This window comes from Frankia sp. CoBUL1 (genome assembly GCF_978021245.1).
Window position 1 is genome coordinate 1 of record NZ_CDXDOS010000091.1, and the last position, 12461, is coordinate 12461.

Annotated in this window: 7 protein-coding genes; 5 read left to right on the forward strand and 2 right to left on the reverse strand. The window is 69.0% G+C overall.

Features of this window, described 5'->3' with window-relative positions; genetic code table 11:
* Positions 1-707: 707 nt before the first annotated feature.
* Positions 708-2126 carry a type III PLP-dependent enzyme domain-containing protein gene (locus tag AC08OX_RS09055; RefSeq protein WP_476607399.1) on the forward strand — a complete coding sequence of 473 codons (1419 nt, stop codon included), beginning with the start codon at positions 708-710 and terminating at the stop codon, positions 2124-2126.
* A 371-nt stretch (positions 2127-2497) separates the two neighbouring features.
* Positions 2498-2944: a hypothetical protein gene (locus AC08OX_RS09060; RefSeq protein WP_011438422.1), complete on the forward strand. Its 447-nt coding sequence runs from the start codon at positions 2498-2500 to the stop codon at positions 2942-2944.
* 273 nt (positions 2945-3217) lie between these two features.
* Here AC08OX_RS09060 and AC08OX_RS09065 read toward each other — a convergent pair whose 3' ends face one another.
* The gene (locus AC08OX_RS09065; RefSeq protein ID WP_476607400.1) at positions 3218-3976 is read right to left on the reverse strand and encodes an ATP-binding protein; all 759 of its coding nucleotides are present in this window, start codon (positions 3974-3976) and stop codon (positions 3218-3220) included.
* A gap of 237 nt (positions 3977-4213) precedes the next feature.
* The gene (locus AC08OX_RS09070; protein WP_476607401.1) at positions 4214-6490 is read right to left on the reverse strand and encodes a SpoIIE family protein phosphatase; all 2277 of its coding nucleotides are present in this window, start codon (positions 6488-6490) and stop codon (positions 4214-4216) included.
* Between the two features lie 172 nt (positions 6491-6662).
* On the opposite strand from AC08OX_RS09070, the gene AC08OX_RS09075 reads away from it, so the two are divergent.
* From AC08OX_RS09075 to AC08OX_RS09085, 3 genes are all read left to right on the forward strand, one after another.
* Positions 6663-10892 carry a hybrid sensor histidine kinase/response regulator gene (locus AC08OX_RS09075; protein WP_476607402.1) on the forward strand — a complete coding sequence of 1410 codons (4230 nt, stop codon included), beginning with the start codon at positions 6663-6665 and terminating at the stop codon, positions 10890-10892.
* Positions 10893-11028: 136 nt separating this feature from the next.
* On the forward strand, positions 11029-11667 hold the full coding sequence (locus tag AC08OX_RS09080) for a response regulator (protein WP_023840991.1): 639 nt from the start codon (positions 11029-11031) through the stop codon (positions 11665-11667).
* 306 nt (positions 11668-11973) lie between these two features.
* Entirely contained in the window at positions 11974-12333 is a 360-nt protein-coding gene (locus AC08OX_RS09085; RefSeq protein ID WP_476607403.1) for a hypothetical protein, read from the forward strand.
* Positions 12334-12461 lie beyond the last annotated feature (128 nt).

Below are 12461 nucleotides of genomic sequence, written 5' to 3' on the forward strand. Positions count from 1 at the left end.
CGCAGGGGGCGTGGTCGCAGGGGGCGTCGTCGTGGCTCTCGTGGTTACGGAAGGCACGGTCGCGGGGGGCGCCGTGCGGCCGGCTGAGCCGCCGGCGGCGTCACGAGCGGAAACCGTCATCGCGGGCGACTCCCTTCGCGCAGGCTGATTGAGGGAAGCCTAACTTAAGCCAGTCGCACCATGGTTGCTCCGCGCAAGGTTATGGTGGTGCCAAGCAGACGTGGTGGTCTCTTCATAGTCCGTCCGGGGGAGTCGGGTTGCGGCAGAAACATCGGCCTCAGGCTGTGGTGTTTGCGGCATGTCCACTACACGCCCGTTGATCCGAATCAGACAACCGGTTATGGCGGTGACGAACGTCCCGCGACCGTCCGGCGGCACGGAAGCCGGATGCGGTCCGTGTGATGTATCAGGCACCGTTTGCGGATCCGATCCGTGTTTCGTCGCCCCACCATCGGGCTAACCGACAGCGTCGGGTCCAGGTGGAGACCACCCATCCGAGACCACTGTCTGGACCACCCGTCTGGACCATGCGTCCGCACTCGGCAGCCCGCGGCACACGCCATCGCTCCTGTGCGCCTGGCGGCTGTGCGCCTGGCGGCTGTGCGCCAGGCGGCAGAGTGGGTTGTCCTGTCCCTGGCGAGGGACGCGGCTGAACTCGGACAACTGATGGAGTCTCGGACGACTGATTGGAGTAAGGAGTCGATCTGGTGGACCTGCCGCCCTCGGCCGCGCCGCTGCGCGCCCTGCCCGCCGAAAGCCTCCCCCGCCTGGTGTTGACCGCGGTGCGTGCCTGGCCGGCCGGCGCCGGAGAGGTCAGCGCCTACTTTTACGACCCGGCGGCGGCCGCGCGGAACGCCGCGGCGCTGCGGGCCTGCCTGCCCATGTGGGCGGAGGTCTGCTACGCGGTCAAGGCCAACAGCTTTCCGCCGATACTCGACGCCCTGTTGCGTGGGACCGGTCCGGACATCCCTCGGTCGGGGCGGGAACGGAGTGACTTCAGCCCGGGCGCCACCCCGACCGGCGCCCCGACCGGGGCCAGGACCGGCGCGGGCGGTCGGGGCATCGACGGTTTCGAGGTCTCCTCCGCGCACGAGGTATGCTTGGCGCAGGCAGCGTACGGCCGGGTCGACCCTGCCCGACGTCCCCACCTGGTCGCCTCCGGACCGGGAAAGTCGATGACCCTGCTTACCGCGCTGGTCTCGGCCGACGTCGACGTCGTCAACGTCGAGAGCTTCGGTGAACTGCGCCGCCTGGACGCCGTCGCGGCCCGGCTCGGCCGTCGGGTGCGGGCGGCGGTGCGCGTCAACCCGGCCCAGGTGGGCCTGGCAGGCTCCCTCCAAATGGGCGGTCGGCCGAGTGCGTTTGGCATCCCCGAAACGGAGGTCCCCGCCGCGCTCGAACTCGCGGCGGATCTGGCCCATATCGACATCGTCGGATTCCATGTCCACGCAGTGTCCGGAAATCTCGATGCCGCCGCCCATCTGGGCTACGTCCGGTGGTGTCTCGATTTCGCCGTCCGGACGGCTGCCGTGGCCGGGATCGAGCTGCGGATGGTCGACGTGGGCGGTGGATTCGGGGTTCCGTTCGAACCGGACCGGCGCGGTGACCGGCCCTTTGACCTAATCCGATTTGGTGAGGGACTGAGTTCGCTGCCGGTGCCGGACGGAACTCGGGTAATCTTCGAGCCGGGGCGGATGCTGGTGGCCGACTCCGGCTGGTACGCCGCCGAGGTGATCGACGTCAAACATTCCTACGGGACGGAATTCGTGATTCTGCGTGGCGGAATTCATCATTTCGCGCTGCCGACATCGTGGGAGATTGTCCATAACTTCGCCGTCGTGGAGAGATCGGGCCGGAACGGTGGGCCGGAGCCGGAGCACACGCGGGAGGCGGTGGTCGAAGGTCGTCCGGTGACGGTGGTCGGGGAGCTGTGCACGCCGGAGGACACCCTCGTCCGTGACATCACGGTCGATCGGGTGCGGCCGGGGGACGTCGTCGTCTTCCCCATGGCGGGTGCGTACGGATACGAGTTCGCGCTGCCGGATTTCCTCGGCCACCCCCGGGCCCGGCGCGTCGAGCTTCGGGGAACGCGGCATGCTCCGTTCCCCACCGATCGGTCGAGCTGATCGGATACCCGGGAGAGGAATGTTCCTTCAGTACCAGGTAGCACCAGGTTCAAGCTCATCGCTCCAGCCGCCATGGCAGTTATTTCTGACATTCTAGAAAATATTAATCCAAGTCGCATTTTTCGGGTTATTGACAATCTGTTGATGAGGCGATAAGCAGCGTTCATCGTCCTGGCGCCCAAACGGGACATTACGGACGGCGGGGCCGATGTGTCGTGGTTCTGGCCCATTCGGCTGGTCAAAAGTAGGACTTCTGTCACAATGAATAGATAACTAGCAATCTATAGTGGCATTTCTATCAGATCAGCCGTGACTGCCGATCGGGAGTCACATCAGGACACGGCCGGGAGTATCGATCGGGGAGAAGACCCATGTTTTCGTACCTACATCGTCTCAGGACCATCAGCGTGCTCGGCGCGGCGACCCTTGTCGGCGGGCTGCTCGGCGGCGGTGGCTACGCCTACGCGCAGAGCGGTTTCACCGGCAACCCCTGGGTGTTCCGGGCGACCAACCAGAGCGCCGAGGGGCTTCGTATCCAGTCGACGGGCGGGCCCAACGGCCAGCTGTTCATCGTCTACGACCATCTGAACCAACCCATTTTCGCCGTCAACAAGGCCGGCGGCGCCGGCGTGTTCGGGGACAACTTCAACGTCCACCAGGGCAACGACATCCTGCATCCCTGGGTGCGGATCAGCGTCACCGATCCGCAGCCCGCCGACTGCGTGACCACGGGCCAGCTCGTCATCGGGGGCTCGACCGGTTCGGGTGGCCGCATCTGGCGGTGCGTCGTCGGGCAGGGATGGACGTCCGTCGTCTGACGGGACGTGGCCCGCGGCGGGGCGAGACGATCGCGACGTCACGATCTGGTTCCGCATTGCTTTTCAAGTAGCGCACGCCCTTTTGTCACCGGCGTCACAGACCCTCTGCGCTGACCCGCTGACCCGCTGACCCGCTGAGCCAATGATCGGGTGATTCGCCAACCATGCCGGGCCCATCCGCTGGGGGGAGGGGGAGGGCCGGGCGTGACGGCGTCAGGGGCCTTTGGTGATGATCGTGACGGCCGCCTTGGCGTTGTTTGGCCGGGCCGCCTCTCAACCCGCGCGCGCCGCTCCGGTGCGGCCTGATCCGGCACGGTCCGATCCCGACCGCCTCGACAGGACCGGGAAGGGGGACATTCCGAAGGCGGACGACAGCAGGGCCGATGCGGAGGCGGACGGGGGACGTGGCGCGGGACGGATCGGTGGGGAGTACCGGGCAGCCGGGGCGGAGCGGGTCACAGCGGTGGGTTCGGTGGGTGACGACCCGTCGGCGGACGACGGCCCCTCGGGCAGCGAGGAGCTCCCGGCGCCCGGGGAGGCCGCGCCGTCGGCTTCGGGGACGGAGGCGGACCGCCGACCCACCACCGGCGCCGGCGGAACCGGCACGGGCAGGTCGAACCACAGGTACTTCCCTGACTCGACCGCCACCGTCCCCCAGCTGCCCGCCAACGTGTCGAGAACCAGCAGGCCGCGACCGCCCTCGGCGTCCGGCGCGGCCTCACGCCGCTGCGGCAGAACCGTCGAGGTGTCCGACACGGACGCGTGGATCAGACCGGGCCGTATCTCGATAAGCAGCCACAGCGGCGGCTGCCCGTATTTGACCGCGTTCGTCACGAGCTCGCTGACGAGCAGCTCGGCGGTGCCGCGCAGGTCCTCGGGAAGGTCCGCCAGCCGGATGCCCTCGCGGAGCACCCTGCGGGCCTGCGGGACGGCGGAGGGCAGATAGGGGAGCTCGGCGAGTATGTGGGTTGCGGGTGGGCAACTGGACGTTGCCTGCCATACCACATCCATCGGGACCGAAGACGCGCTCATCGACCACCAAGCCTGTGCGAGGATATCGAGGTGGCTCTACCCACTGGGTGGGGATTGAAGTCTCTGTTTCCGGATCGCACCTCTTGAGGCTATGCCGATCTGGCATCCGGCGCGGCGCCGGTGGCGCCTCCTTTCCGTGGGCCTTCGTGCCCGCAGGGCCCGGGGCCTTCGTGCCCGCGGGGTCCGCAGGACGCCCGCAGGCGTCTCGAAGGTACCCCGAAGCGTCCGTCATGCCGGTCAGCCGGGCACGCGCGCCACGAGGATCGCGACATCGTCGCGCAGGTTGCCGCCGGCAAACCGCTCGGCGGCGGCCAGGACGCGATCCGCGATCCCCTGCGCTGACAGGCCTGCGCATCCCCCGATCGCGTCGAGGAGCCGGTCCTCGCCGAGCAGCTTCCCGCCATTGCGGGCCTCGATGACCCCGTCGGTGTAGAAGACCAGTGAATCGCCCGGGCGCAGGACGATCTCGAACCCCGGAAACGAGACCTCGTCGTCGTCGAGGACGCCGAGCAGGGTTCCCGGGCGACCGACGAGCGAGGCGCGCCCGTCGGCGTGCAGCACCACCGGCTGGGGATGGCCGGCGAGGAACAGCCGCAGTCGGATCCTGGTGCTGGTGCTGGTGCTGGTGCTGGTGCTGGTGCTGGTGCTGGTGCTGGTGCTGGTGCTGGTGCTGGTGTCGGTTTCGGTGGGCTCGCCCTCCGCGGGTCCGCCGGCCGGCGCCATGATCGTGGCGGCGGCCAGGGTGCAGAACCGACTCTGCCCGTTCGGATGAGACGACGCGGCGTCGCGCAGGGTCCGGTTCAACTCGAGCAGCACCTCGCCGAGCTCCGTACCCCGGCCCGTCAGCAGCCGCAGGACGGCGCGGGCCACCCCGGTCACGGTGGCGGCCTCTGCACCCTTGCCACAGACGTCGCCGATGGCGATCGTCCAGCCGAGCGGACCCCACAGCAGGTCGAAGAAGTCGCCGCCGACGTCGAGACCCGCCGACTGCGCGGCGCCGTAGGCGGAACCGAGATCCAGTCCCTCGATCATCGGCAGCTCCGGTGGGCGCAGACCCGCCTGGAGCGTGCCGGCCAGTTCCACCTGCCGGCTGTAGAGCCGGGCGTTGTCGACCGCGAAGGCGGCTCGGCGCGCGAGGTCGGCGAGCAGATCGATCTCGTCCGCGGCGAAGGCGTTGCCCTCGGGGCGGCCGAGCGCGAGCACCCCGAGTACCCGCCGCCGGGCCCGCAGCACCATCACGAGCGCCGGTCCGCCGAGCGCGGTCAGTGAACGCACTCGGTCTCCGCTCGCGGAGCGCACCGCCGCCATCAACGGGCCGTCCGGGTCGACCGCGGCAGCGGTGAGGGCGCCCGCCGCGTTCTCCTCCGCGTGTGCCGCCGCCCACAGGGCGGGATCGGCGTTCTCCCGGTGCAGGTACACCGCGCACCACTGGGCCAGCCGCGGGACCGGCAACCGCGCGAGCAGCGCCAGCGAGCGGCTCAGGTCCAGGCTGCCCGCCAGCAGATCGGACGCCTCGGCGAGGAAGGACAGCATCCCGATGCGGCGCTCCTCGGCGCGTCGCATGTCGCCGCCGCCGAGGGCCAGGGCCATCCATCGGGTCGTCAGGCGGATGCGTTCCAGGTCCAGCCCGGCCGCCGCGGCGGCATCCAACCGGCGGACGTCACCGGGGACACCCGCTCCGCCCGAATCGCTGCTGCCGCCCGAATCGCCGGTGCCGCCCGAACCACTCGGGCGGCCGCCGGCCGCCGGCCAGAGCAGCAGTTCGCCGAGGCTCTCCTGCGTCGGATCCAGCGGGAACAAGAGCGCCTCGGTGACCGGGCCGACGGCCCCGAGCGTGGCCACGGTCTCCGACCGGCCGCCGTCGCGCCCGGGACGCCGCACCAGCCCGGCGGTTACCGCGAGCGCGTCCACCAGCTGCGCGAGCAGCTCACTGACCTCGCCCTCGGCGGTTAGGGCACGGGCGGTGTCCCGGGCTATCAGCCGGACCGGACGCGGCGCCGGTACCACGGGGGCCGGTACCGGGCGGGGCGTGGGACAGGTCACAGCCACAGCGGGACTGGTCACAGCCGCGGTGGGCGAGCCGTCGCCGGCGGTTTCCAGGCGGAACCAGACGGTCTTGCCACCGCGGCCGTGCTCGGTCCCCCAGCTCGTCGCGAGCGCGTCGACGAGGGCGAGGCCGCGGCCGTCCTCGCGCAGCCCGTCGATGCCGAAGTCGGCGTCCTCGACCTTCTTTACCCGGGCCATGCCGATGCGGACCGGATGCCGGTCGGTGACCCCGACCCGCACGCCGTCACCGTCCGCGCGCACCTCCACGGTGGCCGAGGTGCCCGCGTGCACGACGACATTGGTGACCAGCTCGGTGACGAGCAGAAGCGCGGAGTCCAGCAGGTCGTCGTCCAGCTGCCCGTGCAACGCCTCGAGCAGGAAGCGCCGGGCGGCCCGGGGGGAGTCGGGCGTCGGCGGCAACGCGATGGCGCGCGCAGGCATCGTTCCACCCCCTGCTGCGCCATACATGTACTCAGTCTCTCCTGCGTTGTCCATCGTGAGGCGGATACTGGCGGCTGGTGTCACCTGTCCACCGACGCCGCCCCACGCCGGTGCCCGTGGGAGACCGCCCTTGTCCCGGGCCCTCCGCCCGGCCCGGGACCCGAGACGCTCGTGTCGACTGAGCTCAGGTAGGAGACCAATGAGCCCCGCATACGACCCGCAACCCTCGGCTCGTCATGATCTGGATGCACCAGGCGGTGACGCTACCGCGACCATCGTGCCCCATGCATCCCTTCCCGTGGACGACGCTCGGGCGTCGCGGGCCGCCGACGAGCTGATCGCGGATCTCCTGCACGGGCTGACCCGCCTGTGCGAGGGCGACTTCTCGACCCGCCTCGCGGCGCGGGACGGCTACGCCGGTGACGTGGTGCGCAAGTTCGACGAGCTGGCCGCCATCCAGGAGCGCCACGCGCGTGAGCTGGCCCGGGTCAGTAAGGTGATCCGCCGTGACGGCCGTCTCACCCTGCGGATGGAGGACCTGGGCAACCCCGGCGGCTGGTCCGACATGACGCAGGCGGTGAACTCCCTCATCGACGACCTGGCCCGGCCGACCCACGAGGTGGCGCGGGTCATAGCGGCGGTGGCCGAGGGGGACCTGTCCCAGCACATGGCGTTGGAGATCGCCGGCCAGCCGGTGCGCGGGGAGTTCCTGCGGATCGGCACCACGGTGAACACGATGGTGGACCAGTTGTCGTCGTTTGCGGACGAGGTGACCCGGGTCGCCCGTGAGGTGGGCACCGAGGGCAACCTGGACGGGCAGGCCAAGGTCAAGGGCGTCTCGGGGGTGTGGCGGGACCTCACCGAGTCGGTGAACTCGATGGCGGGCAACCTGACCAGCCAGGTCCGTAACATCGCTCAGGTCACCACCGCGGTTGCGCAGGGTGATCTGAGCCAGAAGATCACGGTGGACGCCCGCGGTGAGATCCACGAACTGAAGTCGACCGTCAACACGATGGTCGACCAGCTCTCCGCGTTCGCCGACGAGGTCACCCGGATGGCCAAGGAGGTCGGCACCGAGGGCAAGCTAGGCGGCCAGGCGCAGGTCAAGGGCGTTTCCGGGGTCTGGCGCGACCTGACCGACTCGGTCAACGTCATGGCCGGCAACCTCACCACCCAGGTTCGCAGCATCGCCGAGGTCGCGGCGGCCGTGGCCCGCGGCGACCTCACCCGGCAGATCACCGTCGACGCCCGGGGCGAGGTTGCGGGCCTCGCGCACACCCTGAACACGATGGTGGACCAGTTGTCGTCGTTTGCGGACGAGGTGACCCGGGTCGCCTGGGAGGTGGGCACGGAGGGCAACCTGGGCGGGCAGGCGCACGTGCGGGCCGTGTCGGGGGTGTGGCGGGATCTGACGGAGTCGGTGAACTCGATGGCGGGCAACCTGACCAGCCAGGTCCGCAACATCGCGCTCGTCGCCACCGCCGTCGCCCGCGGCGACCTGTCGCAGAAGATCACCGTGGCGGCCCAGGGTGAGATCCTGGAGCTCAAGGACACCCTGAACACGATGGTGGACCAGTTGTCGTCGTTTGCGGACGAGGTGACCCGGGTCGCCCGCGAGGTGGGCACCGAGGGCAACCTGGGCGGGCAGGCGCATGTGCGCGGGGTGTCGGGGGTGTGGCGGGATCTGACGGAGTCGGTGAACTCGATGGCGGGCAACCTGACCAGTCAGGTCCGCAACATCGCGCTGGTGACCACGGCGGTGGCCCGCGGCGACCTGTCGCAGAAGATCACCGTGACCGCGCAGGGTGAGATCGCCGAGCTGAAGGACACCGTCAACACGATGGTCGACCAGCTCTCCTCGTTCGCCGCGGAGATCACCCGGGTGGGCCGGGAGGTTGGCGTCGAGGGCAAGCTCGGTGGTCAGGCCACCGTAGCCGGAGTCGCCGGAACGTGGAAGGACCTCACCGACAACGTCAACCAGCTGGCGTCCACGCTGACCATCCAGCTGCGGGCGATCGGCGACGTCTCCACCGCGGTGACCCGCGGTGACCTGACCCGGTCCATCTCGGTGGAGGCCGAGGGCGAGGTCGCCGAGCTCAAGGACAACATCAACCAGATGATCGCGCGACTGCGCGAGACCACCGAGGTCAACGCCCAGCAGGACTGGCTGAAGTCCAACCTGGCCCGGATCGGCAGCAAGATGCAGGGCCAGCGCGATCTCTACGCGGTCTGCCAGATGATCATCAGTGAGATGACACCCGCGGTCAACGCCCAGCAGGGCACGGTCTACCTGCTCGACTTCATCGAGGGTGACAAGCTGCGCTACGTCGCCGGCTACGGCTCGGTGCCCCGGCGCCGCTCGGACGGCACCTTCCTGTTCGGCGAGGGACTCATCGGGCAGGCGGCCCTGGAACGCGACCGTATCCGAGTCGAGCACGTACCAACCGGCTACCTCAACATCCGCAGCGGACTCGGTGAGGCGCCGCCGTGCGACCTGGTCGTCGTGCCGGTCGTGTTCGAGAACCAGGTGCTAGGCGTCATCGAGCTGGCCTCGTTCTCGCCGTTCTCCGAGCTGCACCTCACCCTGGTCGACCAGCTCGTCGACACCATCGGGGTGGTGCTGAACACGATCATGGCGAACGCGCGGACGGAGGAGCTGCTGGCCCAGTCCCAGCGGCTCACCCAGGAGCTGCGTTCGCAGTCGGTCGAGCTGCAGCGGACGAATAACGAGCTGGAGGAGAAGGCGGCGCTGCTCGAGGAGAAGAACCACGAGATCGAGCTGGCCCGCATCGGGTTGGAGGAGAAGGCCGAGCAGCTGGCGCTGTCGTCGCAGTACAAGTCGGAGTTCCTGGCGAACATGAGCCACGAGCTGCGCACGCCGCTCAACAGTCTGCTCATCCTCGCCAAGCTGCTGGCCGACAACCCGGACCGTAACCTCTCCCGCAAGCAGATCGACTTCGCCGAGACGATCCACTCCGCCGGTTCCGAGCTGCTCGAATTGATCAACGACATCCTGGACCTGTCGAAGGTCGAGGCCGGCAAGATGAACGTCGATGCGACCACCGTGCGCACGGCGGCGCTCTGCGACGCGGTCGCCGGGGTCTTCGGCCCCGTGGCGGAGGAGAAGGGCCTGTCATTCCAGGTCAACCTTGCTCCCGACGTGCCGGCCGAGTTCGTCACCGACGAGCAGCGCCTCCAGCAGGTGCTGAAGAACCTCCTGTCGAACGCGGTGAAATTCACCGACACCGGCACCGTCCGGCTGGACGTCACCGTCGCCCGGCCGGATCTGCCCTTCCTCTCGCCGAGCCTGTGTTCCGCGGGCACGGTGTTGTCGTTCGCGGTCACCGACACCGGAATCGGGGTCGCCGTCGAGAAGCTTCGGATGATCTTCGAGGCGTTCCAGCAGGCGGACGGCACGACGTCGCGTCGCTACGGCGGCACCGGGCTCGGCCTGTCGATCAGCAAGGAGATCGCCCGCCTGCTGGGCGGGGCCATCGCGGTCTCCAGCGTGGTCGGCCGTGGGAGCACCTTCACCCTCTACCTGCCGTCGGCCCCGCCGGCGCAGACGCCGCCCTTTGGGGTCACGCCGGGCGAGCCAGACAACGTTCTCATGATCGTCGATCCGTCGGGTCAGTACCTCGGGCGGCGGTCGGGTGAGGGAGTGGACGCGGGACCGGGTGGCGGACCCGCACCGTCCGCCGGCCGCGATGCCGGGCCCGCGAACGGATGGCAGAGCCCCGACGCCGACCGGTTCGGCACGGCGGCACTCGCGTCCCCGTCCTCGTCCCCGTCTTCGTCCCCGACCCGTTCCGGGCCCGGCGCGGGGGGAACCGCCGGGCACGGGGACGCGGGTGGGATCGGCGGCGCCCACTGGTCCGCCGCGGCCAGCGGACCGGCGGAGGGCTCGGCGGCCTTCACGTCGGGCTGGCGGCCGAGCGAGCCCGTCACGGTGGGGACTCCGTTCCTCACCGAGTCCACCGAGTCCACCGAGTCCACCGAGTCCGCCGAGTCCGCCAGCCGCCCGCTGACCGAGGGATCGGAAGGATCCGATCCCCTGGTCGGCACCACGGTGCTGGTCGTCGACGACGACGTCCGCAACGTCTTCGCGCTCACCAGCGCGCTGGAGATGTACGGAATGCGGGTCCTCTACGCCGACAACGGTCATGATGCGATCCGTATGCTGCAGCAGGACACCCCGCCCGTGCACCTCGTGCTGATGGATGTGATGTTGCCGGGCATGGACGGCAACGAAACGACTTCGATGATCCGTGACATGCCGGCGTTCGCGGATCTGCCGATCCTGGTGCTGACCGCCAAGGCCATGCCGGGAGATCGGGAGAAGAGCATCACCGCCGGAGCCACCGACTACATCACCAAGCCCGTGGATCTGGAGCACCTCCTCGGGGTGATGCGGTCGTATCTGTATTGATCAGATCGCGTATGGTGCGCATTCGGGTGGCTATCGGTGGGGCGGCGAGATGCCGCCGGGAGCGATCAGTGATCGTGTAGGGGTGGCGACGCCCACCACGGGTCGGCAGGGCGATCGCGAAGGAGGAGGCAGGCGGGTGACCGAGCGGACCGGCGGTTCCGTCGACGGCGAAGGTGGGCCGAGCACGGAACGGCCCCGCAGCAAGATCCTGCTGGTCGACGATCGAGCGGACAATCTGATGGCCCTGGAGGCGATTCTCGCCTCGCTGGATCAGGATCTCGTCACGGCGTCGTCGGGTGAGGAAGCTCTCAAGCGTCTTCTGGTGGACGACTTCGCGGTGATCCTGCTGGACGTCCAGATGCCGGGGATGGACGGTTTCGAGACAGCGCACCGGATCAAGCAGCGGGGGCGTACCCGAGACACTCCGATCATCTTTCTGACGGCGATCGACCGCGAGCCGCATCACGCGTTCCGCGGCTACGCTGTCGGCGCGGTCGACTACATCGCGAAGCCTTTCGACCCCTGGTTGCTCCGGGCCAAGGTCAGCGTCTTCGTCGAGCTGTTCGAGAAGAACGAGCGGCTGGCCGAACTGGTCCACCAGCGTGTTCGCGACTTTGATCTGATGACGGAGATCGCGGAGCGGCTGATCGCGTTGGACGTCCTGCTGGAGGGCAGCAGCCGCAGCTCCGCCGAGGAGACCCTGGCGGCGGCCGGGGCCGAGGTCCGCGGACTCGTCACCCGGTTGCAGCCCTTCGCTCGGCCGACGAACGCCTGATCGTCCACGGCGCCGGCCGGCACGCCCGTCGGCGGGCATCCGGCCTCCCGCCAACATTAGGCGGGATGGCGCGGGTGTGGGTGTTCGACCACCACAAGGGGGCGCCCGGCCCATGGCTCGCGCCGATAACATGAATTTGTCGACCAGATCCGCCGCCGTGCCGGCACGGCCGGTTTGTGCAGTCGTAGGAGGTTTCGTCGTATGGCGATATCCCGGCGCAACCTTCCTGGGCTCACCGGGGCTGATCTCCAGACTATCGGTCCGTATACAGTTGAACGGAAGCTGGTCGACGCCAGGACAGGACCAGTGTTTCTTGCACGTAACGGCGAGGCGCGTCCGGTCCTCGTCAAGACGATTACTGCGCCCTTCGGGCGGGACGCAGAGTTCCGTCGGCGCCTGCGCGTCGACCTCGACAACATCCGCCGGTTGGCGCCGTCCTGCCTCGCCGCCATCCTCGACCTCGACACGGGCGCTCGCCCCCCATACGTCGTCGCGGAGTTCATCGACGCTCCGATTCTCGCCGCAACCGTCGCCGGCGGCGCAGCGTTGTCCGGACCAGACACCTACCGGCTCGCCGTCGGGCTGGCGACGGCTCTGGCCGCACTGCACGAATTGGAAATTTTCCTCGGCGACCTGAAGCCTATCACTGAGCCTTTTCAAAGTTAGCTTTCCTAAATCCCTTCCTTGGTGGTAAGTGTTCGGTGATGTCGTGGGAGGGCTCGCCGAATGCCCGGCCGGCGTTGCCGGTCGGGTGCTGTCGGTGAGGCGAGTTAAGGCGCGGGTCCGTCGTGATC

What these genes read in the sequence shown, in the direction of transcription:
- AC08OX_RS09060 (WP_011438422.1), top strand. Translation starts at nt 2,498, where the DNA reads ATGTTTTCGTACCTACATCGTCTCAGGACCATCAGCGTGCTCGGCGCG.
- AC08OX_RS09065 (WP_476607400.1), bottom strand. Translation starts at nt 3,976, where the DNA reads ATGAGCGCGTCTTCGGTCCCGATGGATGTGGTATGGCAGGCAACGTCC.
- AC08OX_RS09070 (WP_476607401.1), bottom strand. Translation starts at nt 6,490, where the DNA reads ATGTATGGCGCAGCAGGGGGTGGAACGATGCCTGCGCGCGCCATCGCG.
- AC08OX_RS09075 (WP_476607402.1), top strand. Translation starts at nt 6,663, where the DNA reads ATGAGCCCCGCATACGACCCGCAACCCTCGGCTCGTCATGATCTGGAT.